A 26,827-nucleotide genomic window follows, 5' to 3' on the forward strand; every position below is an offset into this window, starting at 1 on the left:
GGGGGGGGAGAACGAAGGGGGGGAGGGGGTGGCGACGGCATCCCGGCAGGGCTCCCCGCCCGCGGCCGGGGCCGCCGGGCGCAGCCCGAGCGCCGCCTCGGCCGGCACCGCCACCGCGGTGAAGACCACGTCGTGGCCGGCGCTGGCCCGCAGCCCCAGCTGGTCCCAGACCGGGTCCACCTCGACCCCGGGACTCTCACCGCGCACCAGGAAAAGACCGGTGCGCTGCTCCGGCTCGTCGGTCACCGCCCGCACCGCCAGCCAGGCCAGGGCCTCGGCGCCGGTGCAGCCGGCCAGCCGGCCGGAGAGCAGCCAGCCGGTGCCGTCCCGACGGGCGAGCAGACCGCCGGGACGGCGCGCACCGTCCGAGTCCCGGCCCGGCTCCGCGTCCAGGGTGTTGACCAGCGCCGGGCCGCGCCGGGACTCGGTCAGCAGCCGGCGGTAGGCAGCAGCCGGCCAGTCGCCGGTGCGGTCCTGGGCGGCGTGCAGCAGCAGGGTGTGCGCGGTGACCTGGGCCACCGAGGCGTCACCGCGGCCCAGTTCGGCCAGCACCCGGACGGTGTCGGCCAGGGTGGCGCCCGAGCCACCGAACCGCCGGCCCACCGTCAGGGTGAGCAGACCGGCCTCGTGCACCGCCTCGATGCCCTGGTAGGGGAAGGTGGCGTCCCGGTCGTGCTCCTCGGCCCGAGCGGCCAGCAGGTCCACCACCCGTGGGAGCCCGGCGAGCGCTGCGGCCAGGGCTGACGGGGCCTCGGGTGCCGCGGGGGCGCGACGGTCTGACGGTTCCTCGGCTGACGGTCGGTCGGTGCGGGTGGTCCGGGTGGTCATGGCGCTGCTGCCTCCGGGCGGCCGGCGTGGGGGCGCGGCAGCCGGCGACGGCTGCACGGCGGTGGGGCGGGCGGGAGTGCGGGGCCGCGGCCGGGCGGTGCGATCCGGCCGCGGCCCGCCCCGCGCGCGACGGCGGAGTCCGCGGACGCGGCGGCTCCGGTCGGGACCTCACGCGGCCGGCAGGAGCGGGGCCGACGGGGTCCGGGCGACGTGCGGGGAGCGCCTAGCGACAGACCGCGCTGGCGGTCCGCCGCAGGTCCAGGTAGCTGCGCCGGGTCAGGGCAGGCAGCAGCGGGCGGCGGACGAACATGTCGGTGACTGTACGAAGGGATGATCGAAACCGTCAAGCAAGGCACGAACGGGCGCGCGACGGCGTCGCGGCGGCCGTCCGGACCGCTCGGCGCACCGGGGCGGCGGCTCAGCCCTGCTGGAACAGGTCCGCCGGCAGCGGCTTGAGCAGCTGGTACAGGTCGTCCGCGATCGGCCGGTCCCAGCTGGCGATGGTCACCTGGACCTGGTCGCTGCGGTCGAACTGGGCGCAGAACACCCGTCCCTCGCTGACCTTGATCTTCTTCACGATCAGCAGGTCGTCGCCGAGCATCACCGGGAAGTCCTCGGCGGAGACGAACTCCACCGGCTCGTCCACCTCGAGGGCCGCGAGCAGCTGTCTGATCTCGAACGGCACGCCGTCCTCGGGGTTCCGCGCGGGCGAGCCCTCGGGCAGGTTGCCGATGAACATCGCCGGGCCGCGGCCGCCGAACAGGTCGTAGCGCAGGAAGATCCCCTGGCAGGAGCCGTCCGGGCCGGTCATCACCGCGGCGCCGAAGAGGCCGGGCCAGTCGCCCGGGTCCATCGCGAGGACGTCGAAGTCCGGGCCCGCGGGGGTGCCGGAGCGTCGGCGGAGAAATGACATGTCGCCATCGTACGTGCCCGGGGGCGCGTGACCGCACGGGGCGGCGCCGAGGCGCGCTCTCACGGCGTTCACAAAGGCGCGAGCTCCACGCTCCGAGACGAATGTTGACGCTGAGCAACCGTCCGGGCTACGGTCGCGGATGTACGGCAGCAGCTGTGGACCCGTGCCACGTGGGGGTGGCCTGCTGTGGCGCATTCGCGTGCGCCCACCCTCCCTGCCACCCCTGGTGCAGGTCGGAGCAGCCGCTGCGGTGTCATCAGCACCACGTCAGCTCGTTGGCACGTTTCACCTTTCTCAAGCGTTCCACCCTTCAGCTCCGCCTTTCACTCCAGCAGTTCAGTTCCACCCCTTTCACCCAAAGCCTGGTTCGTGGGTTCCCCGACTCCGTCGCGCCCCCGAACCGAGCCCGGGACACCGACGCGTGGGGGCGTTCGGATCCCGGGCATGGGCGGCCTGGGCCTCGCCGGCCCCGCTGCCTGCCTCTCGGCGACACCGGTCTCGCGGATCGGCGTCGGGGACAGCCGGAGGAGCCCGGTCTCGCGAACCGGGTCGCACAGCAGGCGCCGTGCACGACCGCGTGGGGGCGGTCGGCACGGCGCCTGTCTGCTTCTGGGCACCTGTCTGCTGCTGCGGGCGGGCAGTGGGCCGCCGGGCCGGGCCGGGCCGGGCAACGCGAAGGGCCGCCGGTTCCGGAGAACCGACGGCCCTGACGCCCGGTCGAGCCCGGCTCGCACCGGGCCCACTCAGGTCGGCTCGGCTCAGGTCAGGTCGAACTCGCCGTCCTGGGCGCCGAGCACGAAGGCCTGCCACTCCGCCGGGGTGAAGACCAGCACCGGCCCGTCCGGGAAGCGCCCGTCGCGCATCGCGATGTAGCCGTCCACAAAGGCGATCTGCACGTCGCCGGGCGAGCCGTCCTCCTGCTTGGCCGAGAGCCACTCGGCCCCCGTGGTGTCCAACTTGGGCTTGCGCGCCGGCGGCACGGCCGCTGCGTCCTCGGCGGCCCGGCCGTCCCGATCGGCGCTGGTCTCGGTTGCCACTGGTGCTGCTCCTCCCGAACGTCCTGCAGGGGAGGTCAGCGTAGCCGTCCGACGGGTCCGCGGAGCGGCGGCCGGACGAACTCCCCCGGTCGGGCGGACAACCCGCGAAGCCACCCGCACCGGGCGCACATCCGTGCTAGTGCCGCGCCGGCGAGCGGCACGGCGACCGGCAACGCCGATCGGCGCGGCGGGGTGGGCCGGGCGGGGCGGCTTTGCCAGAGTGGGCAGCGCAAGAGCGGGCCGGAGAGCTGGGAGCAACCGATGGCGCAGATCAGCCCGCGGGGCGGGAGCGGGGCGGACGTCATCCCGATCGGGGAGGCGCCCTCGGCCGCCCGGGTGCCGAGCCAGACGCCGATCCGCTCCGCCACCCTCGGGCGGGTCGGCGTGGTCCTGGTCTCGCACAGTCGCGACCTGGCCCAGGACACCGCCGACCTGGCCCGGGCGATGGCGCAGACCGACGACCCGGCCCCGGTCGCGGCCACCGGCGGGCACCCCGGGGACGGGCTGGGCAGCAGCGCGCTGCTGATCGCCGCCGCGGCCCGGCGGGTCGACCAGGGACACGGGGTCGCGGTCCTCGCCGACCTGCCGTCCGCGGTCCAGACGGTGGCCGCGGTGCTGGCGGCCGCCGACGAGCACGGGCTGCCGTTCCCGGTCCGGTTCGCCGACGCGCCCTTCGTGGAGGGGGCGGTGGCGGCGGTGCTGACCGCCTCGGCGGGCGGGGACCTGGCCGCGGTGGTGGACGCGGCGGAGGAGACCTACCGGCAGCACAAGCACTGAACCGCCCTCGAGGCGTCACCGCCCTCGAGGCGTCACACCCTCGGGGCATCGCACGGATCATCGAATCATGCGGATCATCGAAACGATCAGATGAACAGTCGATGGAGGGTCTACACGGACCGTGTCCGGTCGGCTACGATCGGCTCCGCGTTCCGTCCCGTCCCTTCGACTCGCGCGTCCCGTCCGCCCGCTCCCGCTCGGCGTCGTCCGGCGCCCGGAAGGATCGTCCGTCATGCGCGTGGTGATCACCGGAGGAGCCGACTTCATCGGTGCCAACCTGGCGTCCGAACTGCTGGACGCAGCCTTCACCGGCGCCGACGCGGTGGTGCACCCGGCCGCACTGCCCCCGGTGGCGGGCTCGGTAGCCGATCCACTGGGCAGCCACCCGGTCAACGCCACCGGCACACTGCACGTGCTGGCGGCGGCCCGGCGGGCGGGCGCCCGGCGGCTGGACGCGGCCTCCTCGGCCGCGGTGTCCGGGGCCGACCAGGCCCCAGCTGGAGCCGAGCGCCGAGCTTGGCGAGGCGCTCGGGCAACCGCCGCGGGTGGAGCACACGGCGCCCAACCCCGGCGACGTCGCCGAGTCGGTTGCAGACGGCGGCCGGCGGCGGGCGCTCTTCCCGACCTGGCGCCGGTGCCGCTGCGCGCCGGCCAGAGCAGAACCGAGGCCTGGCGCACCCAGCCCTGACCGGCGCCGGGCCCGCTCGCCGTCGGGCCTGACCCGGCCCGACTCCGACCGGCCCGGCTCCGACCGGCCCCGGTCAGCGGCGGCGCAGCGCCCGGGCGGGTGATCCGACGACCACCGTGCGCGGGGCGACGTCCCGGGTGACCACGGCCGCCGCACCCACCAAGGCGTCCTCGCCCACCGTCCGCCCGCCGAGGACCACCGCGTTGCCCCCGACGGTCGCGCCGTCGGCCAGTTGCACCCCGCCCGAGACGTTGGCGCCGGGGCAGACGGTGACCCAGGCGCCCAGCAGCGCGTCGTGGCCGACGGTCGCGTTGTAGTGGACCTGGCTGTGCGGACCGAGCCGGGCCTCGCAGGAGAGCACCGCGCCGGCCAGCACCAGGCACCCCGCGGCCAGCTCGACCCCGCCGGCCAGCACCGCCCGCGGGTCGACCAGCGGCTCGGCCGGGCGGGCACCGGCGGCCAGCAGCCGCTCGGTCAACCGGCGGCGGGCGCCCGGGTCGGCGATCGCGATCAGGTAGGCCGCGCCGGCCGGGATCGCCGCCGGGTCCAGCACCGGCAGGCCGCGCACCGTGCCGCCGCCCGGGCTGCGACCGGCGGAGCCGCGATCGGGCCGGCCGATCGCGGCCGGGTCGCGCTCGTCCCGCTTGGCCAGGCCGAGGGGGCCGAGCGGGCCGACGGCGTCGAACCGGTCGAAGTGGTCGAAGCTGCGGTCGGCCGGGCTCCGGGAGTCGATGCTGCGGTCGTCGAGGAAGCCCGCCACCGGCGTGCCCGCCGCACGGGCCGCCTCGAGCGCCTCGCGGCCGAGGCCGCCGGCGCCGACGATCCAGATCGGGTCCTGCCGGGCTGCAGCCATGGCGCCATTCTGCCGCCTCACCCGTTCGGGTGAAGCGGGATCAGCCCCCGACCCGAACCCACCCGGAGCACGGGGAGCGCAGGGGGCGCACGACCACCGGAAAGGACGCCGCAATGTCGGCCCCGGCACGTACAACCATCCGCGGGACGTGCGAGTCCGTACTACGTTGAGCGATCTGCCGCCGGGTCCACCCGGCCACGCCTTGGGGGTACTGTGCCGCGACCGGACACCACCATGCCGGGCTTCAAGGCGCCCGAAACCACGTCATCCGACACCACGTCATCCGACACCACGTCTTGCGACACCACGTCATCCGCGTCGTCCGCCGCCCGGCCCGCCGCAGCCGGGCCGGGCGAGGCGGCCCGCCCGCTCGAGGGGCCGACCGGCGACCGGTTGGTCCACTGGCTGAGCCACTCCCCCGCGCAGCCGCTCTTCCGGGCGCACGCCGCGCGCCGGCTGGTGGTGCTGGCCTACCGCCGGGTGACCGACCGGGTCGCCTTCGGCGCGCAGCTGGACCGGCTCTGCCGGGTCGCCGTGCCGATCTCGCTGCGTGCGCTGGAGCAGGCGGTGCGGGAGGGTCGGCCGCTGCCGCCGCGCAGCGTGCTGATCACCTTCGACGACGCCGACCGGAGCGTGCTCGACCACGCGCTGCCGGCGCTGCGGGAGCGCGGGCTGCCCGCGGTCGCCTTCGTGGTGTCCGAGCTGGTCGGCACCGACCTGCCGTCCTGGCGGCAGGAGGCGGCCTACCTGCTGGCCCACGGCGGCCACGCCCGCGCGGTCACCGCGGACGGCCGGTCCACCCGGCTCGCCCAGCTGGCCGCGCTGCCCGACCCGGACCGCCGCCGCAGCCTGCACGAGCTGCGGGTGAGCGCGCCCGTGCGGGCCCCGCGCCGCGAGCGGCTCACTCAGGAACAGCTGCGCCTGCTGACCGCCCACCAGGTGGCGATCGGCAGCCAGACCCTGGGCGACGCCGACCTGCGGCGCTGCGACGACGCCACCGTGCGGGCCGAGATCCACACCGCCCACCGGGACCTGACCGACTGGCTCGGCAGCGCGCCCACCGCCTTCGCCTACCCCGGCGGCGACCACGACCCTCGGGCCGCCGCCCTGCTCACCGACCTCGGCTACCTCACGGCGTTCGTCAGCGACCAGCGGCTCAACGCCCGGCTGCCGCGCGAGGCCCTGCGGGTCAGCCGGCTGCCGGTGGACGCCGGGTGCGACCGGGCCCAGTTCGAGGCGGTGCTCTCCGGGCTGCACCCGGCGGTGCGCCGCTGGCGCGGGCTGCCGGCGTGCGGGCGGGGGTACTGAGCGCGGGCGGTCACCCGGCTCGGGCGCTCGCAGGCCCGGGTGGCGGCGGATCGACCCGTAGCGGCTCGGCCGGTAGCGACCGGGCTGCCCCGGCCGGCCGACGGACTGGCGCCCGACCCGCCGGGAAGGCGAGGGTCGGCCGCCGGTCCGCCGACCGGCCCTGACGGTTCAGCAGGCCGGAGCCGCAGCCGGCGACTGCAGCGCGCGCCCCTGCGGGTACCGCAGCGCCACGGTGGGCAGCGGGCCGGGTCGGCCGGTCTGCAACACGGTGAGGGTGCCGCCGCCGGTGCGGGCCAGTGCGGCGGCGGGGGCCCGGCGCAGCGCCTGGGCCGCCACCGCGTCCGCCGAGCCGAACAGCTCCAGGTCGGGCGCGGCGGTCGGGGCCACCGCGGCGCGGATCCGGTCCTCGACCATCTCGTAGTGGGTGCAGCCGAGCACGATCGCCCGCACCCCGGCCGGCGTGCGGGCCGCGGCCGCGGCGATCGCCGCGGTCAGCGCCGCCTCGTCGGCCCGGTCCACGGCGTCGGCCAGGCCCGGGCAGCCGACCTCGGTGACCTCGGCCGCCCCGCCGAACTCGTCGATCAGTCCGCGCTGGTAGGCGCTGCCGGTGGTGGCCGGCGTGGCCCAGATCGCCACCTGGCCGCCGCCCCGAGCGGCCGGCTTGATCGCCGGCACGGTGCCGATCACCGGGATGCCCGGCTCCAGCTCGGCGCGCAGCGCGTCCAGGGCGTGCACCGAGGCGGTGTTGCAGGCGACCACCAGCACGTCCGGGCGCAGCTCGACCGCGGCGCGGGCGCAGGCCAGCGCGTGTTCGGTGAGGTCGGCGGGGGTGCGCGGGCCCCACGGCATGCCGTCGGGGTCGTTGGTGAGCACCAGGTCCGCGTCCGGCCGCAGGGCGCGCAGGGCTGCGGCGGCCGGGAGCAGGCCGATGCCGGAGTCAAGCAGTGCGATCTTCACGACGTATGACCCTAACCGATCGGACCGCAGCCCGGACCGCGCCGATCCGGCCACGCCGCGCCCGCGTCCGGCCGCGCTGCGGCAGACTGCCACCGTGACGCTGCTGCCCTGGGAGGCACCTGTGAGCTGGCCGGCCGGTCTGTCGCTGCTCTGCTGGCTCTGGTTGACCTGCGGCCAGGGCCGGTTCTGGCGCACCGACCTCCGACTGCCCCCGTTGCGGCCCGATCCGGAGCGCTGGCCCGAGGTGGCGGTGGTGGTCCCGGCCCGGGACGAGGCTGAGGTGCTGCCGCTGAGCCTGCCCGGGCTGCTCGGCCAGAAGTACCCGGGCCGGGCCCGGGTGATCCTGGTGGACGACCACAGCTCGGACGGCACCGCCGAGGTGGCCCGGGCGCTGGCCGCCGCCCTGCCGGACGGCCTGCCGCTCACCGTCACCAGCCCGCCGCCGTTGCCCGCGGGCTGGACCGGCAAGCTCTGGGCGGTGCGGCACGGGGTCGAGCTGGCCGGCCCGGCCGAGCTGCTGCTGCTCACCGACGCCGACATCGCGCACGGCCCCGACACGCTGGCCGCCCTGGTGGCCGGTGCCGAGGCGAACCGGTTGGACCTGGTCTCCCAAATGGCGCGGCTGCGCACCGACACCGCCTGGGAGCGGCTGATCGTGCCGGCCTTCGTCTACTTCTTCGCCCAGCTCTACCCGTTCCGTTGGAGCAACCGCCCGGGCGGGCGGACCGCGGCGGCGGCCGGCGGCTGTTCCCTGGTGCGCCGGACGGCCCTGGAGCGGGCCGGCGGGGTGGCAGCGATCCGCGGCGCGGTGATCGACGACGTGTCGCTGGCCCGGGCGGTGAAGCGGAGCGGCGGGCGGACCTGGCTGGGCCTGGCGGAGCGCACCGAGGCGTTGCAGGTGGTGAGCGTGCGGCCGTACGTGGGGCTGGGGCCGCTGTGGCGGATGGTCTCGCGCAGCGCGTACGCGCAGCTGCGGCACTCGCTGCTGCTGCTCACCGGCACGGTGCTGGGGCTGGCGCTGATCTACCTGCTGCCGCCACTGGCCGGGCTGATCGGCCTGGCCGGCGGGCAGTGGCGGCTCGCCGCGCTGGGCGCCGCCGCCTGGGTGCTGATGACCGTGACCTACCTGCCGATGACCCGCTACTACGGCCGGCCGCCGGCCGCCGCCCTGCTGCTGCCGTTCACCGCCCTGCTCTACCTGCTGATGACGGTGGACTCGGCCGTCCAGCACTACCGCGGGCGCGGTGCGGCCTGGAAGGGCCGCACCTATTGACGGACCGGTATGACCGGGCGATCCGGTATGACCGGGTGATGAGGAGCAGGGCCGGCGGGTGCCGGTCTCAGGACCTGGCGCCCGACCGGGCCTGGTCGACCAGCCGGTCCATCACCTGCGGCATCCCCTGCACGCCGTTGGTGCGAGTCGGATAGGTCAGGAAGCGGCCCTGGACCACCGCGCTGGGCAGCTCGGTGATCTCGTAGCGCTTGAAGTCGTCCGGCGCCGCGGCCACCTCCTGCTTGACCTGGTCGGACTCGTAGGCGGCGGTGAAGCCCTGCCGGTCCACGCCCTGGGTGGCCGCCCAGTCGGCCGCGGCCGACTCGGTGGTCAGGTCACGGCCCTCGTCGCGCACCGCGTGGAAGACGGCGCGCTGCAACCGGGGCACCTGGCCCAGCCGGTCCAGGGTGAAGAAGAGGCGGGCGTGCGCCCGCTCCACGGTCTGGTCGGACTCGCCGGGCCAGACGGCGGGCAGCCGGCGCAGCACCACGTCCTGGGCGTGCTTGGCGGCCCAGTCCTCCAGCGGCTGCTCCAGCAGTTGCGAGTGTTGGCAGCCGTACCAGAAGACCTCCACGACCTCGACCTTGCCGGTGGCCGGGTCGTGCAGGGCCTGCGGGTGCTGCAGCTTCACGTAGGACGGGTCGTCCGCGGCGGTGGCGGTGGCGCTCGGCGCGGCGGCAGTGAAGGTGCACGCGGCGGAGAGCAGCAGGACGACGGCACGGGTGACGGACTTCATGTCCGCCACCGTGCCAGTCCGCCGTCCACGCAGGCCAGTTGACCCGCGCAGGTTCGCCCGAACGTGGGTAGCCGGCTACTCCGCCCGTACCTGGAGCGCGGCCGGCTGCTGGTCCGCGGCGAGTGCCGGGGCGGGGACGGGGGCTGCCGGCAGCTCCGCGGGCTCATCGGCCGCCGGCTCCGCGGCGACGGCCTCGGGCGCGGGCTCCGGCTCCGGGGCCGCACCGCCGGCCGCCGCCTTGCCGGCCGCGCCGGCCGCGTTCTCGAAGAACCGCAGCAGCTCGACCGGGAAGGGCAGCACCAGCGTCGAGTTCTTCTCCGCCGCCACCTCCACCACGGTCTGCAGCAGGCGCAGCTGCATCGCGGCCGGGGTCCGGTCCATCTGCTGCGCCGCCTGGGCCAGCTTGGCCGCCGCCTGGTACTCGCCGTCGGCGGTGATGATCCGGGCCCGCCGCTCCCGGTCGGCCTCGGCCTGCCGGGCCATCGAGCGCTTCATCGAGTCGGGCAGCGCGACGTCCTTGATCTCCACCCGGTCGATGTGCACGCCCCAGCCGACCGCCGGGCTCTCCAGCATCAGCTCCAGGCCGCGGTGCAGCTGTTCGCGCCCGGAGAGCAGGTCGTCGAGCTCGCTCTTGCCGATGACCGACCGCAGCGAGGTCTGCGCGACCTGGAGCATCGCGAAGTTGTAGTTCTGCACGTCCACGGTGGCCCGGACCGGCTCGACGACCCGGAAGTAGAGCACCGCGTCCACCTTGACGGTGACGTTGTCCTTGGTGATCCCCTCCTGCGAGGGCACCGGCATGGTGATCACCTGCACGTTCACCTTGCGCAGCCGGTCGACCAGCGGCACCAGCAGGGTCAGCCCCGGCTGCCGCACCGTCTTCCGGACCCGCCCGAGCCGGAACACCACCCCGCGCTCGTACTGCTGCACCACCCGCACGCTGGTGGCCAGGAACAACAACACCAACACCACCACAGCGATGATCACGCCAGGCATCGGAACTCGCCCATCCCCTTCGACGGCACACCGCGCCGGCCCCTCGTGGGCCAGGTCGCCCGGTACGCGCCGTGCGGATCAGTATGCGCTCGTCCGGTTCGTGCTGGACAGTGGTGTGCAGAAACCGTCCGTCGCCCTGGCGAGCAGCCGCAGGTGCGTGCACGGACTTCCCGACCGCCCGTCAATTCACCTCCCCGGGTTAGGCAGAGTGGGTGACGGGGAGTTGGACCCGGCTCCCCGGCCCCGGTCAGGATGGCGGCGCGAGCGGGGCCGGGCCATCGCCCCGCGTGATCCCCCATGGAGTGAGAGCCGTGTTCAAGGGCTTTCGCAGCTTCCTGCTGCGCGGAAACGTCGTCGACCTGGCCGTCGGTATCGTCATCGGGGCGGCCTTCACCGCTGTGGTCACCGGGTTCGTCACGGCCTTCCTGACCCCGCTGATCGGGGTCGCCACCGGGGCGGTCGGGGACTTCAGCCACGAGAGCTTCACGGTCGCCGGCACCACCTTCCCGTACGGCGCCTTCCTGAACGCCCTGATCAGCTTCGTGCTGGTCGCCGCGGTGATCTACTTCGGCGTGGTGCTGCCGGTGACCCGGCTGCACACGCGGTTCGAGGCGCCGAAGGCCGAGCCGGCGAAGACCGACTGCCCGCAGTGCCTGAGCCGGATTCCGGCCGCCGCCTCGCGCTGCGCGTTCTGCACCACCGAGGTGGTCGCGCAGCCCGGTTTCCCGGCCCAGGCGGCACAGCGCGGCTGATCAGACGCCTGTCGGCGGACCGGCGTGAGAACGTCGTGCGCCGGTGTGAGCCCCCCGGCGCAGGGGGGCTCATTGATTTCTCATGTCCGAGATTGACCGGAAAGCACCGCCAAAATGTCCGATCTCTGATCATTCGCCAGGTTTGAGTTGGCGAAGGTTACGTAAACACTCGAACTACCACCCCTCCCAGTCTCCTCAGGGGCGCATTCTGGGCTTACGGTATGCCCCATGACCTCGCCCCGCTCCTACGACGGAGTCGGTTACTACCCTCCGTCCTTCTCGTCGGGCACGCCCATCTACGACAGCTTGGTCGCAGAGCGCGGAGTCCCCCAGATCGCGCCGATCAACGTCCCGGCCGCGCTCCCCCCGGCCTCGCCCGTGGGCAGTTACGCCAGTTCGGCGATGGAGTCGACCAGCCTGCTCCCCGCCCTGCCGCCGGCCCGGCTGGCGCTCGGTCCCGGCCCCAGCAGCCCCGGGTTCCCGACGCCGCAGCCCGCGCCGAGCTACGCCGGCCAGCCCTACGTGCCCGGCCCGCGGATGCAGCCCGGCTTCCCGCCGCCCGCCGCGCCGCAGCCCTTCGACCAGCAGCCGGGCGCCTTCCGGCCCGGCCCCGCGGCGCCCGCGCCAATGCGGCCGATGCCGCCGCAGCAGTTCTTCCAGCAGCCGGGCCAGCAGTTCCCCGGTCAGCAGTTCCCGGCCGCGCAGCCGACCCAGGGCTTCGCCGCGCAGCAGCCGGCCGCGCCGCAGCAGTTCGGCCAGCAGCAGTTCGCCCCGGGCCAGTTCGGCCAGCAGGCGTTCGGCCAGCAGCAGTTCGGCCAGGTGCCGCAGCCGGTGCAGCCCGGCCAGGCCTACCAGGGCCAGGGCTTCTGAGCCCGAGTACCACCGCGAGCCGGCCGGCCGGCTGACTCGCGACAACCGCAGGGGGACGGTCAGCCACGGGCCGCCCGGAGTGCCGCAGTGCGGCGCTCCGGGCGGCCCGCGTGCATCCCGGCCCGGTCCCCCGCCCGGCGCCCTCCGGGTGACCCGCGACCGGTCGGTGTGCGGCCGGGGACCTGGCAGGATGGTCGTATGCCTCTCCTCCGCAGCCTGCACCGATACCCCGTCAAGTCGATGCACCGGCAGGACCTCGACGAGGCGGTCCTGGAGCCCTGGGGCCTGCGCGGGGACCGCCGCTGGATGCTGGCCCGCCCGGACGGCACCGCGATCACCCAGCGCGACCTGCCCGAACTCGCGCGGTACCGCCCGCAGCTCGACGAGGACGGCGCGCTCCGGCTGACCGACCCCGACGGCGCGGAGCTGCACGTCCCGGCGCCGCGGGCCGGCGAGCACGCGGCGGGCACGGAGCACGTGGAGCGCGCGGAGGCGGTCGAGGGCAACGTGTTCGGCAACCGCTTCGCCGCCCTGGCCGCCGAGGAGAAGGCCCAACTCTGGTTCGCCGAACGGTTCGCCGACTCCGTCGGCGAGCTGCGCCTGCTGCACCTGGCCGACCCGCTGGCCCGCCGGATCAACCCGGACTTCAGCGAGCCCGGCGAGACCGTCAGCATGGCCGACGGCTACCCCCTGCTGGCCACCACCACCGCCTCGCTGGAGGCGCTGAACGAGTGGCTCCTCGAGCAGGGCGGCGCCGCCCTGCCGATGACCCGCTTCCGCCCCAACCTGGTGGTCGAGGGCGTCGAGGCGTGGTCGGAGGACGGCTGGCAGCGGGTCCGGGTCGGCACCGCCACCTTCCGGGCGGTGAAGCTCTGCGGCCGCTGCATCGTCACCACCACCGACCAGGAGCGCGGCGAGCGCACCGGGCAGGAGCCGCTGCGCACCCTGAACAAGCGCCGCCGGATCGACAAGAAGGCGATCTTCGGCGTCAACCTGATACCGGAACGCCCGGATCGGGTGACCGGAACCGCACTCGGCACGCTCCGGGTGGGCGACGAGGTTACCGTGCTGGCCCGTGGCGAGCGGCTGCCGGCCGTCTGACGGCGAACGGCTCCCGACCGCCCGGTGCCGTGCGGCTGACGGCCCTTCGGCAGTCACCGGCTCCGGTCGCCCGGCGGTGCTCGGCTCCCAGCCGCTTAGCAGACAAAAGCCCAGGCAGGCAGGCTACGGTGGGCGAACAGCAGGACAGGGAAGGCAGGACGACGCACCGTCATGAGTGAGCACAGGGTCCGGGTCACGCAGGACAGCGGCTCGCGCTGGCGGCGGCGCGCCGGGGAGTACCAGACGCTGGCCGAGGCACTGGCCGCCGCCGAGCCCGGCGACACCGTCACCGTGCGCCCGGGCGTCTTCAAGGAGAACGTGCTGCTGGACAAGGCGGTCACGGTGCTGCCCGCCGAGGGCCCCGGCACGGTGCGGATCGACCCGCCGACCGGCGTACCGCTCACCGTGACCGCGGCCGCCACCGTGCGCGACCTGGTGATCGAGGGCTTCCACAGCTCGGCCGCCGCCGTGAAGGTGACGGGTCCACAGGCCGGTGCCACCCTGATCGGCCTGCGGGTCGACACCCACGGCGCGGTCGGCATCGAGGTGGCCGACCAGGCCACCGCCCGGCTGACCGGATGCACCGTCAGCAACCCGAGCGGCCTTGGCCTGCGGCTGCGCGGCGGCGCCACGGCGCGGATCGAGGAGTGCGAGGTGGCCGAGGCCGGCCAGGCCGGCCTCGCGGTGCTCGAAGGGTCGCACGCCGAGCTGCGCCGCTGCCGGTTGCACCACGCGGTGGGCGCCGGGCTGCTGCTCACCGACCCGGGCAGCCGGGCCGAGCTGACCGGCTGCGAGCTGTACGAGATCAAGGGCAGCGGGGTGCTGGCCGAGGCCCGGGCGGTGGGCGTGCTGACCGACTGCGCGGTGCACCGGGTCACCGGCAACGGGCTCACCCTGGACACCGAGGCCGAGCTGCAGCTGGTCGACTGCCGGCTGCACGACCTGCCGGAGAACGCCGCCGACCTGCGCGACCGGTCCACCCTGACACTGGAACGCAGCACCGTGCGGTCCTTCGGCCGCGGTGCGCTCTCGGTCTGGGACTCGGGCACCCGGGTGCGGGCCACCGGCTGCGCGATCGAGGCCAGCACCGGCGACTACCCGGCGATCTGGGTCAGCGACGGCGCGCAGCTGGAACTGGCCGACTGCACCCTGCACGACCTGCCGGACGCGCTCTTCGTGCTCGACCGGGACTCCCGGGCCACCGCCGTCGACACCTCCTTCAGCGAGATCCGCAGCTCGGCGGTGTCGGTCAGCTCCGGCGCCACGGTCACGCTGGAGCGCTGCAAGGTGCGCGACGCGGGCACCGGGCTCTGGTTCCGCGACCACGGCAGCGGCGGGCTGCTCACCGACTGCGAGATCTCCGAGGTGGCCACCGGGGTGATCGTCACCAAGGGCGCGGACCCGGTGCTGCGCGACTGCGTGGTGCGGGGCAGCGCGGAGGCGGCGGTCTACGTCTCGGCGCAGGGGCGGGGCAGCTTCGAGGACTGCCGGGCGGTGCAGGGCAAGGGCTTCGGCTTCCACGTCATCGACGGCTGCCGCACCGTGCTGACCCGCTGCCGGGCCGAGCAGAACGGCCGGGCCGGCTTCGAGTTCTCCGAGCCGGGCCCGGTGGTGGAGGCGTGCACCTCGGACGACGTGCCGCCGCCCGCCCCACCGGCCCCGCTGAGCCCGGGCCGGCCCGCACCCGCCCTGCCGCCGCCGTCCCTGCCACCGCTGCCCGCCCTGCCGCCGCTCGCCGGGCGGGCGCCGCTCGCCGCCCTGCCCTCGCCGACCGCCACCGAGACCCTGCCCACCCCGCGGACCGCCATGGCCCCCGCCCCGACCGGTCCACCGCCGCCCGCCCTGCCGCAGATCGCGCCGATCCCCGACTGCCGGCCGGCCGAGGAGGCGCTGGCCGAGCTGGACGAGCTGATCGGGCTGGCCACGGTGAAGCAGGAGGTGCGCACCCTGATCGACCTGATCTCGGTCGGCCGGCGCCGCCGGCAGGCCGGGTTGAAGGCCCCCTCGCTGCGCCGGCACCTGGTCTTCACCGGCTCCCCGGGCACCGGCAAGACCACGGTGGCCCGGCTCTACGGCGAGATCCTGGCCGCGCTCGGGGTGCTCCAGCGCGGCCACCTGGTCGAGGTGGCCCGGGTGGACCTGGTCGGCGAGCACATCGGCTCCACCGCGCTGCGCACCCAGGCCGCCTTCGAGCAGGCCCGCGGCGGGGTGCTCTTCATCGACGAGGCCTACACGCTGGCCCCCGAGGACGGCGCCCGGGACTTCGGCCGGGAGGCGATCGACACCCTGGTGAAGCTCATGGAGGACCACCGCGACGCGGTGGTGGTGATCGTGGCCGGCTACACCGCCGAGATGGAGCGCTTCCTCAGCGCCAACCCCGGGGTCTCCTCGCGCTTCTCACGCACCATCACCTTCCCCGACTACACCGACGCCGAGCTGCTGGAGATCGCCCGCACCCAGTGCGTGGAACACGAGTACCAGCTGGCCGCCGCCACCGCGGAGGCGCTGCTCGGCCACTTCGCCACGCTGCAGCGCGGCCCGACCTTCGGAAACGGCCGCACCGCCCGCCAGGTCTTCGAGACCATGGTCGAGCGACACGCCATGCGGGTGGCCCAACTGCCCGACCCGTCCACCGAGGACCTCCAACTCCTGGTCCCCGCCGACCTCCCGGTGCCGCGCGGCTAGCCCGTCATGGCAGGATGACTATAGGAACGGAACACCGAAAGGCGGGGCGGCGTACGTGGCCGACAACAGCAATCTGCTCGCCGAGCAGCGCCGGGCACTGATCCTGGACGAGGTGCGTCGGCGCGGCGGGGTGCGGGTCAACGAGCTGACCCGGCGGCTGAACGTGTCGGACATGACGATCCGCCGGGACCTCGACGCGCTGGCCAAGGTCGGCGCGATCGAGAAGGTGCACGGCGGCGCGGTACCGGTGGAGGAGGCCCGCACCCACGAGCCGGGCTTCGAGGCGAAGTCCGCGCTGGAGCTCTCCGCCAAGGAGGAGATCGCCCGGGCGGCGGCCGCCCTGGTGCAGCCCGGCAGCGCGATCGCGCTCTCCGGCGGCACCACCACCTTCGCGCTGGCCCAGCACCTGGTGGCGGTCGGCCCGCTCACCGTGGTGACCAACTCGGTCCGGGTGGCCGACGTCTTCGAGCGCGCGCAGCGGCAGGGCGAGGGCACCGGGACCACCGTGGTGCTGACCGGCGGGGTGCGCACCCCCTCGGACGCGCTGGTCGGCCCGGTGGCGGACCGGGCGATCCGCTCGCTCCACTTCGACCTGCTCTTCCTCGGCACCCACGGCCTCTCCCCCGAGGCCGGGCTGTCCACCCCGAACCTGGCCGAGGCCGAGACCAACCGGAACTTCGTGGCCTCGGCCCGGCGGGTGGTCGTGGTGGCCGACCACACCAAGTGGGGCGTGGTGGGGCTGTCCACCTTCGCCGAGCTGGGCGAGGTGGACACCTGGGTCACCGACGCGGCGCTCGCCGAGGAGGCCGCGGAGGCCGCGCGCGAGCACGTCCGGGAGCTGGTGCTGGCACCGGCCGGCTCGCTGGGCTGAGCCGGCCGGGCTCACGGGGCTGCTGGGCTCGGGGTCCAGCCGAGCGCCCGGTCCCGCTGCTCGCCGCCGGCCTAGCCGAGCGCCCGGTCCCGCCAGGGTGCCGCGCCGTCGAGGAACTCCTCCAGCGCCCGCTGGTGCGGGGCGATGTCCAGGCCCTGGGCGGCCAGCCACCCGTCGCTGTAGTACTTGTCGAGGTAGCGGTCGCCCGGGTCGCAGATCAGGGTGACCACGCTGCCCCGCTCGCCACGCCCGCGCAGCTCGGCGACGATCTTCAGCGCGCTCCACAGGCCCGTCCCGGTCGAGGCGCCGGCCCGCTTGCCGAGCACCCGCTCCAGCACCCGGATCGCAGCGACCGAGGCGGCGTCCGGGACCCGCATCATCCGGTCGACCGCACCGGGCACGAAGCTCGGCTCCATCCGCGGCCGGCCGATCCCCTCGATCCGCGAACCGCTGTCGCAGACCGCGTCCGGGTCGTGGTTGACCCAGCCGTCGAAGAAGCAGGAGTTCTCCGGGTCGGCCACGCAGATCCGGGTGTCGAACTGCTGGTAGTGCACGTAGCGGGCGATGGTGGCCGAGGTGCCGCCGGTGCCGGCGGTGGCCACGATCCAGGCCGGCTCGGGGTGCGGCTCCAGGCGCAGCTGGGCGAAGATCGACTCGGCGATGTTGTTGTTGCCGCGCCAGTCGGTGGCCCGCTCGGCGTAGGTGAACTGGTCCATGTAGTGGCCACCGGTCTCGACGGCCAGCCGCGCGGAGGTCTCGTAGACCTCGCAGGGGTCGTCCACCAGGTGGCAGCTGCCGCCGTGGAACTCGATCAGGTCGATCTTGGCCTGGCTGGTCGTCTTCGCCATCACCGCGATGAACGGGACGCCGATCAGCTTGGCGAAGTAGGCCTCGGAGACCGCGGTGGACCCGCTGGATGCCTCGATCACCGGCTTGCCGGGCCGGATCCACCCGTTGCACAGCCCGTACAGGAAGAGCGAGCGGGCCAGCCGGTGCTTGAGGCTGCCGGTGGGGTGGGTCGACTCGTCCTTCAGGTAGAGGTCGATGCCCCACTCGGCGGGCAGCGGGAAGCGCAGCAGGTGGGTGTCGGCCGAGCGGTTGGCGTCGGCCTGCACCCGGCGGACGGCCTCCTTGAGCCAGGTTCGGTAGGCGGCGTCGGAACGGTCCACATCCACGGTTTCCATGTGGTCGATTGTAACGGAAAGTAATCGTTTTGAGAGGTACAGCTTCCGCTTATCGCGCGCTCGTGGCGCACCCGGCGTGTGCCTCGCCGCACGTCGGGGCCCGCTGCCGGGCGACGGCAGCGGGCCCCGCGGGGAAGGTGAGCCCCGGTTGATCACTCAGCGTGGCCCGGCGGGGCCGCTCTCCTCGGTCAGCGTGGCCTTACGGGCCCGGTACTCCTCCTCGTCGATCTCACCGCGGGCGTAGCGCTCGCCGAGCACCGCCAGCGGCGACTGCCGGTCGTGCGCCCAGGGACCGCCGTACGGGCCGTGCCAGCCGCGCCGCCACGCGGTGCGCCGCAGGATGAAGATCACCAGCACGACGAAGAGCAGCCAGAACAGCGGGAAGAACAGGAACCACGGGCCCCAGCCCCCGTGCCAGTGGTCGTCGGCCAGCAGGGCCGACGCGGTGGTCGCGTTCATCAGATCCATCTCCTCGGGTGCGACCCGGGACTCTCCGGGTCCGTCCCTGTGAGCGTCCCGCGCCGCCCCACCCCGGCGCGTCGTGCCGGCGGCGGCAGTCGGCATACCGCGGCGGGAGTAGCGGCGGGGGCGGCGGGTACTCCGCGGCGACGCTGCGACGCGGGCAACGTTGCGCTGGTAGCAACTCTGCGCCGCGGGCAACTCTGCGCCGCAGGCAACCTTGCCCCCACCGCACTTCGGTCCGCCTCAGCCCGCGGCGGCCACCAGCTGGGGCTCGGCCAGGTACGGTCCCCAGGCCAGCTCGCCCGCGCCCACGAGGCCGGCGTGCGCCAGGTGCGCGGGCACGATCGGCACCTGGTCGCAACGCCCCCACAGGCTGCGCCGGGCCACCACGGCCGGCAGCAACTCCGGTGCGGCGGCCAGCAGGTCGAGGTGCAGGCCGCCGAGCACGATCCGGTCCGGGTTGAGGATGTTGGCCAGCGCGGCCAGCCCGTGGCCGAGCCGGTCGGCGACCTGGTCGACCGCGGCCCGGGCGACCGGGTCGACCGGCTCGACGGCCGCCGCCCGGGCCAGCGCGCGGGCCTGGTCGAGCAGCGGCCGGGCGGGATCCGGATCCTGTCCGGCGGCGGCGAGCAGGGCCGCCGGGTCGGTCTCCACGTTGAGGCAGCCGCGGTTGCCGCACGGGCAACGCCGCCCCTGCGGATCCACCGTCAGGTGCCCGACCTCCAGGGCGAGTCCGGCGCTGCCGGTGTGCAGCCGCCCGTCCACCACCAGCGCCCCGCCGACCCCGCGGTGCCCCGAGGTGACCAGCAGCAGGTGGCGTGCGTCCCGCCCGGCGCCGTGCCGGTGCTCGGCGAGCGCGACCAGGTTGGCGTCGTTGGCCACCGCGCTCGGCAGCGGGTGACGGGCCCGCGGCCCCAGGTCCTGGGCGGCCAGCGCCTCGGCGAACAGCGCCGCCGCCGGGGTGTCGCCGGGCCAGCCGAAGGTGAGCGCGGCCGGGGCGGTACCGTCCGGCTCGCGCACCGGGTTGGGCAGCGCCAGGGCCGCGCCCAGGCAGCGGCGGCGGTCGGCCCGGACCAGCGCGGCGCCGGCCTCGGCCACCGCGGCGAGCATGCTGCCCGGGTCGGTGTGCGCGGGCAGCGGCAGCCGGACGGGCGCGCCGAGCACCCCGCCGAGCCCGGCCAGCGCGACCGCCAGGCCGTCGGCGTGCACCTGGGCGGCCAGCACCACCGGACCGTCGGGCGCCGGGCCCAGCCGGTGCGAGGGGCGGCCGCGGGTGCCGCCGATCGGGTGTTGATCGACCGTCACCAGCCCTAGGGCGGCCAGCTCGCCCGCGACCGCGCCGGCGGTCGCCCGGGTGACCTGAAGCGCCGCGGTGAGCGCGGAGCGGGTCGGGGCGCGACCGGTGTGGATCAGCTCCAGGGCCGGGCCGAGCAGGCTGCGGCCGCGGTCGGGCAGGCGGCGGGTTGTCTGGGTCTGCGGCACTCCTCTATTCTCACTTTGTGCCGCCTATAAACAAAATAAGCACCACCGGTCCCACCGCCGCCGTTCCCCCCGCCGCCACCGACTCCCGCACTGACTCCCCTGGCGACTCCCCTGCCGGCTCCGCCGAGGCCCGCCGCTCCGCTGCCGAGTCCCGCCCGCCCGCCTGGTCCGGCGCCCGACTCGCCCTCACCGCCTTCTTCGCCGTCGACGGCTTCCTCTTCGCCACCTGGGTGGTCCGGATCCCCGACGTCCGCGCCCAGGTGCACGCCTCGCACGCGGCGCTGGGCCTCGCGCTGCTCTGCGTCTCGGCCGGCGCGGTGGCCACCATGCCGCTGATCGGCCGGCTCTGCCTGCGGTACGGCAGCCGCCGGCCCACCGTGCTCGCCCTGGCCCTGCTCAGCGGCGCCGTGGTGCTGCCGCCGCACACCCACTCGGTACCGGCCCTCGGCGCCGTGCTGCTGCTCTTCGGCGCCGGCTACGGCGCCGCCAACGTGGCGATGAACAGCGCCGCGGTGGAGCTGGTCGCCGAACTGCGCCGCCCGGTGATGCCCAGCTTCCACGCCGGCTACAGCCTCGGCGGCCTGCTCGGCGCGGCGGTCGGCGGGCTGCTCGCCGACCGGCTGACCGCCGCCTGGGCCCTGGCCGCCGGGGGCGCGGTCGGGCTGCTGGTCACCGCCTGGGCCGGCAGCGTCCTGCTGCGCACCGACACCGCTCCCGCCCCGGCAGCCGACCGGCAGGCCCCGGCCCCGGCGGCCGCCACCGGACCCGTCACACCCGCCGCACCTACCGCCAGCGCCGCGGTCGGTGCCCGCGCCCTGGTCCTGCTGCTCGGCTGCACCGCGCTCTGCAGCTCCTACGGCGAAGGCTCGCTCGCCGACTGGGCCACCCTGCACCTGACCGACGACGTGCACGCCGGCGCCGGCCTGGCCGCCTTCGGCTACGCCGCCTACGCGTTCGCCATGACCGCCGGACGGCTCGCCGGAACCTGGCTGACCATCAGGTTCGGCCCCACCCGCCTGATGGCCCTCGGCGGCCTGACCGCCGCCGCCGGCATGCTGCTGGCCGCGCTCAGCCCCTCCCCCTGGCCGGTCCTGGGCGGCTTCGTACTGGTCGGCCTCGGCCTGGCCAACCTCTTCCCGCTCGCCATCGCCCGCGCCGGCGAGACCGCCGGCCCGCACGGCGTCGCCACCGCCTCCACCCTCGGCTACGCGGGCATGCTGATCGGGCCACCGGTGATCGGCTTCCTCGCGGACGCGGCCGGCCTCCCACTGGCGCTCACCACGGTCTCGGTGGCCGCCGCCGGAGCAGCCGCCCTCGCCACGCTCACCGGGCGGGCCGGCGGTAGCCTGCGGCCATGACCGTCCTCCAGCTGCCCGCCGCCGACCGCACCCCCACCCCCTGGCGCAACGGCGGCGGCCTGACCCGCGAGGTCGCCGCCGCCCCGGACGGCGCCTGGCGGGTCAGCCTCGCCGAGATCACCACCGACGGCCCGTTCTCGCTCTTCCCGGGCCTGACCCGGGTGCTCACCGTCGTCGCCGGCGACGGCCTCGACCTGACCATCGGCGACCGGCCCCCGGTGACCGTCCACCCCCGCCGGCCCCTCACCTTCCCGGGCGACCTCCCCACCACCGCCCGCCTCCTGGGCACCCCGGTCACCGCCCTGAACCTGATGCTCCGCGAGGACCGCGCCCACCACCCCGACCCCGTCCAGCTCCTCCCCACCGGCACCGACCTGCACCCCACCCCCGGCCACCCCCTGCTCGCAGTCCACCTGGACGGGTACGACGCGCTGCTGGTGGAGCACCCGTCGAGGGTGACCTCGAACGGGCCGGTGGCGGTGCTGAAGCTCTGATGTGGAACGCCTGCGGCTCGGTTCCAGGCCTCGAACCAGGAACCGAGCCGACGATGGACCTTGAGCCGCCTCTCAGGCGCCCGCAGGAAAGCTTCCGGTCCGTACGCCGGCCAAGAATGCACACCAAGCCTCCGGCCGAAAGACCAGCGCGGGTCCAGCTGGGTCTTTCGAGTCACGCACAGCCATGTCCTCGGCGAAGGATGCGATCTCCACGCAGTTGCTTTCGGCATTGCTGTATGACGACTTCTGCCACGTGAGATCGAGATCCTTGGCCACCTTGACGTACATTCCCATGTGACTTAGCTCCATTCCGCGGACGTACTGAGCATCGCGTGAGCGAAGGAAGAATCCGCCAGGATCTGCACACTGACGTTCGGAAGTTCGGACTTCTGGAGCAAGTATTCAAGTTGATCGCGCATGACATCAGGCGATCCGACCCGGTGGGACAGCACGGACTCGGCGATGATGGCCCAGAGTTTCACGGGTCGGGAGGCAGTCAGAACCGACTGCCGTTGCATCCTGATCTCGGCCAGCAGGTCGACCCGCGCTGACTCGATGTTCGGCCGTTGCGCACGGACGACCGCACGGGCATAATCCTCCGTCTGCAGAAGTCCGGGGATGAGGATCGTCTCTATGTTGTAAACCTCGGCTGCATCCGATTCGAGCGCAATGTAGTCGGCATAGACAGGGGGAACTTCGGCCACGTGTCGGTCCCACCAGCCACGGCGGCCGCTCCCACGCGCAAGCCCGACGATATCCTCACGGGCCCTCTTCGAACCCACCTGATACAGATCGAGAAGGAGAAGGAGGTCACCCTTCTTGACGCCGATCTGAGCGTTCTCGATCCGACTGATCTTGGATTCGGAACAGCCCAGATGCTGCACGGCTGCGACGGCCGTGATTCCTGCCGCATCTCGAAGGTGACGAAGGGTCCGCGCAAGTATGCGCTGGCGGACCGTTGGGTTCCGATTAAGCGACACCCTTCACTGTCCCATCGGTAGGGCCGACCTGTTGGCCATCAGTCTGCACCCTGCTTGATGGTTCGTCACCGGGCATCGTTTTGCCCGCTTCCGGATTCTGAGGGCGCCCCTTCTCGCGCCGACGTCGTTCAGCAGCCGTGCCGCAAGGGAGCTTTGCCATGGCCGAAAACCTCGACAGATCACCCGCACCCAACGAATCGGACCAGCGCTGGCTGCCGCGCAGCCAGCGCTCGCCACGCCTGGCACGCCGCCTCCTGCGCGACTTCCTGCTGATCTGGGTCGAGGACGCGTCCGCCGCCGTCCCCCGGATGCGCAACACGACCGAAGGTGAGGCCGGCCGCGGGCTGCTGCTGGTCGACAAGCTCTCCAAGGACTGGGGCTGGGGCCCGCGTGAAGGGATCGGGAAGCGGGTCTGGTCCTGTATCGAGCCTGGCACGGTGGGAGGCTGACCATGAAGGACCAGCCCACCAGCAACTCCGTAGTGATCGAACTGTGCGGCATCGCGCCCCCGGCGTGCTTCCCGAGCCTCCGCAGCGCGCTGACCGCAACGTGGGGTGCCATGAGACTCCTGCCACTCGACGCCGCCAGTCGCGCGGGATTCGAGCTGATCCTCGCTCGACCGCGATCAGTTGACTACATCACCGAACGCCTGGCCCAGGAGTCGACGGTCAGCCTGACGTTCATTCTTCCGGACGGTCCCCACCTCCTGCGGATCTCCCGCAACCGAAGGGCGCACTCCGCGCGATGACGACCGACGATTCGCCCCCCGCCCCTCCCGGCTGACATCCTCACCCCATGCCACTTGACCTCGTGCCGCAGGCCCGACGCCTCGTCAACAGCCGGTTCCCGTACGCCCTCGGGGCCGTGCTCGGGGGGTCGGCGGCGAACGGGCGGGCGACGACCGGTAGTGACCTGGACCTTGCGGTGCTGGTGGGGGAACCGGGGAACGGGACGTACCGGGAGACGATCCGGTTCGAGGGGCGGGTGACCGAGCTGTTCGTGCACTCGCCCAGTGCGCTGCCGGAGTTGTTCGCGGCGGCGCGGGCGGACCGGCGCGGGGTGCTCCAGCGGGTGTACGCGGAGGGCGTGGTGCTGCACGACCCCGCGGGGCACGCGGCGCGGGCCCGGGCCACGGCGGCGGCGGAGCTGGCCGCGGGGCCTCCCGCGTTGGACCGGGCGGCGGCGGAGGACCTGCGGTACCGGCTGACCGAGGCGCTGGACGACCTGGCGGACAACGCCGACCCGGACGAGCGGGCCGCGATCGCCGGTGAAGTGCTGCGGAGCGCCGCCGAGTTGCTCTGCGACCAGCACCGGGCCTGGACCGGGTCGGGCAAGTGGCTGCCGCGGCGGCTGCGGGCGGCCGATCCGGAGCTGGGCGGCGCGCTGCTGGCGGCGCACCGGGCGGCGGCGGAGCGCCCGGCCGAGCTGGTCGCGCTCGGCCTGCGGGTGCTGACCCGCAGCGGTGGGCCGCTGCGCGAGGGGTTCCGCCGTGAGTGGGCGCCGCGCGCGGCGAGCTGACGCGGGTTCAGTCCCCGGTCGGCGGGCGCAGGTCCCAGCCGACCAGGGCGCGCAGTTGCTCGGCCGTCACGCCGTCCGGCAGCGCGCGCGGCGGGTCGTGCCGGAAGGGCGGCTGCCACCCCTCGGTCTCGGTGAAGCTGCGCACCACCCGGGCCGGGGCGCCGGCCACCACGCTGTGGTCCGGGACCTCGCCGCGCACCACCGCGCCGGCGGCCACCACCACGTTGCGCCCGATCCGGGCGCCGGGCAGGATCACCGCGCCGGTGCCGATCCAGCTGCCGGCCCCGATCTCGACCGGTTCGTTGCGCGGCCACTGCTTGCCGATCGGCAGCGTGGTGTCGCGGTACTCGTGGGCCTGGTCGCTGATGTAGACGTTGGGGCCGGTCCACACGTCGTCGCCGAGCACGATCGACTGGTGGCCGACCAGGTGGCTGCCGCGGCCGATCACGCAGCCGCCGCCGATGGTGATCACCGGCTCGGGGCCGAGGTCCAGACCGGGCAGGAAGCCGGCCGAGATGGTCACCCGCTCGCCGATGATGCAGAACGGGCCGATCGCGATCGACTGCTCGTTGAAGACCGTGCCGAGCGGGAAGGCGAGCTTGCTGCCGTCGCCCAGGGTGTGGAACCGGTAGGGCCCGGGGTTCTGGTTGGACACCCCGCCGAGCTCCTGCGCCCAGCGCCAGCCGCGGTGCACGGCCCGTCCGGCGACCCGGCGGGCCGCGGCGCGGAGGGGGCTGAGCAGGGCGGCGGCGTTCGGCATGCGCTCACGGTAGCCGCCGCCCGGGCCCGACGGGCCGCCGGGGGAGCAAGATCACACCCCGGACGGCCCCTCACCCCGCGCCGGGGCGCACCCTCACTCCGCGGCGAGCCCGCACCCCCGGCGGCCCCTCACTCCGCCGCGACCGCCCACGGTGCCGGGCGGCGCTCCAGGAAGGCCTTCATGCCCTCCTGGGCCTCCGGCGAGCCGAACAGCCGCGCGGACTGCTCGACCCTGGCCTCCGTGTCCTGCTCGAAGGAGCGCACCACCTCGGCGTTGACCAGCCGCTTGGACTCCGCCAGCCCCTGCGGCGAGGCCAACCGCAGCGCGGCCAGCACCTCCTCCAGCGCCTTGGCGGCCTCGGCCTCCTCGGCGGCGGCGCGGGTGATCAGGCCGATCCGGGCGGCCTCGGGCGCGTCGAAGGTCTCGCCGGTCAGGTAGTAGCGGGCGGCGGCGCGCGGCTCCAGCTTCGGGCGCAGCGGCAGCGAGATCACCGCCGGGGCCAGGCCGAGCCGGACCTCGGTGAAGGCGAAGGTGCTGGCCGGCCCGGCGATCGCCAGGTCGGCCGCGCCGAGCAGGCCGAGGCCACCGGCCCGGACGTGCCCGTTCACGTAGGCGACCACCGGTTTGGGACAGGCCACGATGGCGCGCTGCAGGTCCACCAGGCCGCGCGGTCCGACCGTGGGGTCACTGCCGGTCGCCTCCGACAGGTCCGCGCCGGCACAGAACACCTTGCCGGTGTGGCCGAGCACCACCGCACGCACCGCCGGATCCGCGGCGGCCGCCGCCAGGCCCTCGGTCAGCTCGGCCATCAGCCGGGTGGAGAGGGCGTTGCGGTTGTGCGGGGAGTCGAGCTCCAGGGTGGTGACCCGGTCTGCGGTGTGGACGCGGACGAGGGGCGCTGCGCTGGTCATCGGGTGGGACCTGCTTTCCGGTATCCGAGATGAGGGTGATCGGACGGGCTGGGAGCACTCTGGCATGCCGGGGTGCCGGGAAACCAGAGGCGGCCGGTCGACCCCGGCGGCCGACGGACCTGCCCGGCGGCCCCTGCCCCGGGTGCACCGCCGCCGGAATCCCGTGGCGCCCCGACCACCCGCCCCGGCAGACTCCCCCCATGATCGCCACGCCCCGTCTGCTGCTCATCGCGCCCCGGATCACCGAGACCGGGCTGCAGTTGCTCACCGCCGCCCGCGGCCGGGGGCTGCGCGCCCACACCGCGACCGGGTGGTCGGTGCCGCCGGAGCTGGCGGATCTCGGGCTGCCCACCCACCTGTACGGCGGCCCGCTCTTCGCCGACGCCGTCGGGCGGGAGCTGGGGCTGGCGGTGCTGGAGCCGCCGGAGGACTGGCCGGCCCGGCTGCCGGTCGAGCTGACCGGGCGGCGGATCGTGCACACCACGCTGGCCGCGGCCCGGGAGCTGTCCGGGCCGGCGTTCGTCAAGCCGCCGGGCGACAAGGCCTTCGCGGCCCGGGTCTACCCGGACGGCGCCGCCCTGCCGGGGCCCGAGCTGCTGCCCGGGGAGACTCCGGTGCTGGTCAGCGAGGTGGTGGCGTTCGCCGCCGAGTACCGGCTGTTCGTGCTGGACGGCGTGGTGCTCGCCGCTTCCCGCTACGCGGTGGCGGGTGAGCTGGACGTCGCACCGCTGGCCGGGGACCCGCTGGCCGCGGCAGCGCTGGGCTTCGCCGGCGAGTTGCTGCGGGCCGTCGCCGACGGGCTGCCGAGTGCGGTGGTGGTGGACGTCGGGCAGCTGGCGGACGGCCGGTGGGCGGTGGTGGAGGCGAACCCGGCCTGGGCCAGCGGCGGTTACGCGGCCGACCCGGAGCGGGTGCTCGACGTGGTGCTGCGCGCGGCCGGCCCGGCGGTGGCGGCGCGGCCGAGCGACCTCGCGTTCGGCCGCGCCCTGCCCGCCGTGCTGCGCTGACGGGCTGCCACCGGCCGACGGGCCGG

Annotated in this window: 29 protein-coding genes; 15 read left to right on the plus strand and 14 right to left on the minus strand. The window is 74.7% G+C overall.

Features of this window, described 5'->3' with window-relative positions; all coding sequences use genetic code 11:
• The 3 genes from ACQRUO_RS28580 to ACQRUO_RS28590 form a co-directional block, all read right to left on the minus strand.
• On the minus strand, nt 1-828 hold an 828-nt coding region (locus ACQRUO_RS28580), incomplete at its 3' end, for an acyl-CoA dehydrogenase family protein (RefSeq protein ID WP_428318981.1).
• A gap of 418 nt (nt 829-1,246) precedes the next feature.
• Entirely contained in the window at nt 1,247-1,741 is a 495-nt protein-coding gene (locus ACQRUO_RS28585) for a hypothetical protein (RefSeq protein WP_428318982.1), read from the minus strand.
• A 758-nt stretch (nt 1,742-2,499) separates the two neighbouring features.
• Nucleotides 2,500-2,721: a DUF397 domain-containing protein gene (locus ACQRUO_RS28590; RefSeq protein WP_428319009.1), complete on the minus strand. Its 222-nt coding sequence runs from the start codon at nt 2,719-2,721 to the stop codon at nt 2,500-2,502.
• 318 nt (nt 2,722-3,039) lie between these two features.
• On the opposite strand from ACQRUO_RS28590, the gene ACQRUO_RS28595 reads away from it, so the two are divergent.
• Both ACQRUO_RS28595 and ACQRUO_RS28600 read left to right on the plus strand, forming a co-directional pair.
• A complete protein-coding gene (locus tag ACQRUO_RS28595; RefSeq protein WP_428318983.1) occupies nt 3,040-3,555 on the plus strand; it encodes a PTS-dependent dihydroxyacetone kinase phosphotransferase subunit DhaM in 516 nt (171 codons plus the stop codon).
• A gap of 232 nt (nt 3,556-3,787) precedes the next feature.
• Entirely contained in the window at nt 3,788-4,243 is a 456-nt protein-coding gene (locus ACQRUO_RS28600) for an NAD-dependent epimerase/dehydratase family protein (RefSeq protein WP_428318984.1), read from the plus strand.
• Nucleotides 4,244-4,316: 73 nt separating this feature from the next.
• Here ACQRUO_RS28600 and ACQRUO_RS28605 read toward each other — a convergent pair whose 3' ends face one another.
• Nucleotides 4,317-5,096 carry an acetyltransferase gene (locus ACQRUO_RS28605; protein ID WP_428318985.1) on the minus strand — a complete coding sequence of 260 codons (780 nt, stop codon included), beginning with the start codon at nt 5,094-5,096 and terminating at the stop codon, nt 4,317-4,319.
• Between the two features lie 213 nt (nt 5,097-5,309).
• Here ACQRUO_RS28605 and ACQRUO_RS28610 point away from each other — a divergent pair, with 213 nt between their 5' ends.
• A complete protein-coding gene (locus tag ACQRUO_RS28610) occupies nt 5,310-6,404 on the plus strand; it encodes a polysaccharide deacetylase family protein (RefSeq protein ID WP_428318986.1) in 1,095 nt (364 codons plus the stop codon).
• Nucleotides 6,405-6,572: 168 nt separating this feature from the next.
• On the opposite strand, the gene ACQRUO_RS28615 is transcribed toward ACQRUO_RS28610, so the two are convergent.
• Entirely contained in the window at nt 6,573-7,361 is a 789-nt protein-coding gene (locus tag ACQRUO_RS28615; protein WP_428318987.1) for a glutamate racemase, read from the minus strand.
• A gap of 94 nt (nt 7,362-7,455) precedes the next feature.
• On the opposite strand from ACQRUO_RS28615, the gene ACQRUO_RS28620 reads away from it, so the two are divergent.
• Nucleotides 7,456-8,634, plus strand: coding sequence for a glycosyltransferase (locus tag ACQRUO_RS28620; protein ID WP_428318988.1), 1,179 nt, complete (start codon nt 7,456-7,458; stop codon nt 8,632-8,634).
• 67 nt (nt 8,635-8,701) lie between these two features.
• Here ACQRUO_RS28620 and ACQRUO_RS28625 read toward each other — a convergent pair whose 3' ends face one another.
• Together ACQRUO_RS28625 and ACQRUO_RS28630 are read right to left on the minus strand one after the other, a co-directional pair.
• On the minus strand, nt 8,702-9,370 hold the full coding sequence (locus tag ACQRUO_RS28625) for a thiol:disulfide interchange protein DsbA/DsbL (protein WP_428318989.1): 669 nt from the start codon (nt 9,368-9,370) through the stop codon (nt 8,702-8,704).
• Between the two features lie 75 nt (nt 9,371-9,445).
• Nucleotides 9,446-10,357, minus strand: a complete 912-nt coding sequence (locus tag ACQRUO_RS28630; protein ID WP_428318990.1) for a slipin family protein — start codon at nt 10,355-10,357, stop codon at nt 9,446-9,448.
• A 320-nt stretch (nt 10,358-10,677) separates the two neighbouring features.
• On the opposite strand from ACQRUO_RS28630, the gene mscL reads away from it, so the two are divergent.
• The 5 genes from mscL (at nt 10,678) to ACQRUO_RS28655 (ending at nt 16,645) form a co-directional block, all read left to right on the plus strand.
• Nucleotides 10,678-11,118, plus strand: a complete 441-nt coding sequence (mscL, locus tag ACQRUO_RS28635) for a large conductance mechanosensitive channel protein MscL (RefSeq protein WP_428318991.1) — start codon at nt 10,678-10,680, stop codon at nt 11,116-11,118.
• Between the two features lie 228 nt (nt 11,119-11,346).
• Entirely contained in the window at nt 11,347-11,988 is a 642-nt protein-coding gene (locus tag ACQRUO_RS28640; RefSeq protein ID WP_428318992.1) for a DUF6643 family protein, read from the plus strand.
• A gap of 198 nt (nt 11,989-12,186) precedes the next feature.
• The gene (locus ACQRUO_RS28645) at nt 12,187-13,089 is read left to right on the plus strand and encodes an MOSC domain-containing protein (protein ID WP_428318993.1); all 903 of its coding nucleotides are present in this window, start codon (nt 12,187-12,189) and stop codon (nt 13,087-13,089) included.
• A gap of 171 nt (nt 13,090-13,260) precedes the next feature.
• Entirely contained in the window at nt 13,261-15,774 is a 2,514-nt protein-coding gene (locus ACQRUO_RS28650) for a right-handed parallel beta-helix repeat-containing protein (protein ID WP_428318994.1), read from the plus strand.
• 55 nt (nt 15,775-15,829) lie between these two features.
• The gene (locus ACQRUO_RS28655) at nt 15,830-16,645 is read left to right on the plus strand and encodes a DeoR/GlpR family DNA-binding transcription regulator (RefSeq protein ID WP_428318995.1); all 816 of its coding nucleotides are present in this window, start codon (nt 15,830-15,832) and stop codon (nt 16,643-16,645) included.
• A 71-nt stretch (nt 16,646-16,716) separates the two neighbouring features.
• Here the strand turns inward: ACQRUO_RS28655 and ACQRUO_RS28660 are convergent, their stop codons facing one another.
• The 3 genes from ACQRUO_RS28660 to ACQRUO_RS28670 form a co-directional block, all read right to left on the minus strand.
• Nucleotides 16,717-17,829 (minus strand): PLP-dependent cysteine synthase family protein, encoded by a 1,113-nt coding sequence (locus ACQRUO_RS28660; RefSeq protein ID WP_428318996.1) that lies wholly within the window; start codon nt 17,827-17,829, stop codon nt 16,717-16,719.
• Between the two features lie 156 nt (nt 17,830-17,985).
• On the minus strand, nt 17,986-18,288 hold the full coding sequence (locus ACQRUO_RS28665; protein ID WP_428318997.1) for an SHOCT domain-containing protein: 303 nt from the start codon (nt 18,286-18,288) through the stop codon (nt 17,986-17,988).
• A 246-nt stretch (nt 18,289-18,534) separates the two neighbouring features.
• On the minus strand, nt 18,535-19,773 hold the full coding sequence (locus tag ACQRUO_RS28670; protein ID WP_428318998.1) for an ROK family protein: 1,239 nt from the start codon (nt 19,771-19,773) through the stop codon (nt 18,535-18,537).
• Nucleotides 19,774-19,790: 17 nt separating this feature from the next.
• On the opposite strand from ACQRUO_RS28670, the gene ACQRUO_RS28675 reads away from it, so the two are divergent.
• Entirely contained in the window at nt 19,791-21,131 is a 1,341-nt protein-coding gene (locus tag ACQRUO_RS28675) for an MFS transporter (RefSeq protein WP_428318999.1), read from the plus strand.
• The gene (locus ACQRUO_RS28680) at nt 21,128-21,625 is read left to right on the plus strand and encodes a HutD/Ves family protein (RefSeq protein ID WP_428319000.1); all 498 of its coding nucleotides are present in this window, start codon (nt 21,128-21,130) and stop codon (nt 21,623-21,625) included. Before ACQRUO_RS28675 ends, ACQRUO_RS28680 begins: the two co-directional genes overlap by 4 nt.
• 72 nt (nt 21,626-21,697) lie before the next feature.
• Here ACQRUO_RS28680 and ACQRUO_RS28685 read toward each other — a convergent pair whose 3' ends face one another.
• The gene (locus ACQRUO_RS28685) at nt 21,698-21,919 is read right to left on the minus strand and encodes a DUF397 domain-containing protein (RefSeq protein ID WP_428319001.1); all 222 of its coding nucleotides are present in this window, start codon (nt 21,917-21,919) and stop codon (nt 21,698-21,700) included.
• Between the two features lie 5 nt (nt 21,920-21,924).
• Complete coding sequence (locus ACQRUO_RS28690) at nt 21,925-22,605, minus strand: helix-turn-helix domain-containing protein (RefSeq protein ID WP_428319002.1); 681 nt, start codon at nt 22,603-22,605, stop codon at nt 21,925-21,927.
• A 158-nt stretch (nt 22,606-22,763) separates the two neighbouring features.
• Between ACQRUO_RS28690 and ACQRUO_RS28695 the strand changes: the two genes are divergently transcribed.
• The 3 genes from ACQRUO_RS28695 to ACQRUO_RS28705 are packed head-to-tail and all read left to right on the plus strand — an operon-like array spanning nt 22,764 to nt 24,123.
• Entirely contained in the window at nt 22,764-23,054 is a 291-nt protein-coding gene (locus ACQRUO_RS28695; RefSeq protein ID WP_428319003.1) for an ATP-binding protein, read from the plus strand.
• A 2-nt stretch (nt 23,055-23,056) separates the two neighbouring features.
• Nucleotides 23,057-23,353 (plus strand): hypothetical protein, encoded by a 297-nt coding sequence (locus ACQRUO_RS28700; protein WP_428319004.1) that lies wholly within the window; start codon nt 23,057-23,059, stop codon nt 23,351-23,353.
• A gap of 47 nt (nt 23,354-23,400) precedes the next feature.
• Nucleotides 23,401-24,123 carry a nucleotidyltransferase domain-containing protein gene (locus ACQRUO_RS28705; protein ID WP_428319005.1) on the plus strand — a complete coding sequence of 241 codons (723 nt, stop codon included), beginning with the start codon at nt 23,401-23,403 and terminating at the stop codon, nt 24,121-24,123.
• 7 nt (nt 24,124-24,130) lie between these two features.
• Here the strand turns inward: ACQRUO_RS28705 and ACQRUO_RS28710 are convergent, their stop codons facing one another.
• Nucleotides 24,131-24,883, minus strand: coding sequence for an acyltransferase (locus ACQRUO_RS28710; RefSeq protein WP_428319006.1), 753 nt, complete (start codon nt 24,881-24,883; stop codon nt 24,131-24,133).
• A 128-nt stretch (nt 24,884-25,011) separates the two neighbouring features.
• Nucleotides 25,012-25,794 (minus strand): enoyl-CoA hydratase family protein, encoded by a 783-nt coding sequence (locus ACQRUO_RS28715; protein WP_428319007.1) that lies wholly within the window; start codon nt 25,792-25,794, stop codon nt 25,012-25,014.
• 200 nt (nt 25,795-25,994) lie between these two features.
• Between ACQRUO_RS28715 and ACQRUO_RS28720 the strand changes: the two genes are divergently transcribed.
• On the plus strand, nt 25,995-26,801 hold the full coding sequence (locus ACQRUO_RS28720; protein WP_428319008.1) for an ATP-grasp domain-containing protein: 807 nt from the start codon (nt 25,995-25,997) through the stop codon (nt 26,799-26,801).
• The last annotated feature ends 26 nt before the right edge of the window (nt 26,802-26,827 follow it).

Origin of the sequence: Kitasatospora sp. LaBMicrA B282 (assembly GCF_050325825.1) — a bacterium.
In the GTDB taxonomy this organism is placed as follows: Bacteria; Actinomycetota; Actinomycetes; order Streptomycetales; family Streptomycetaceae; genus Kitasatospora.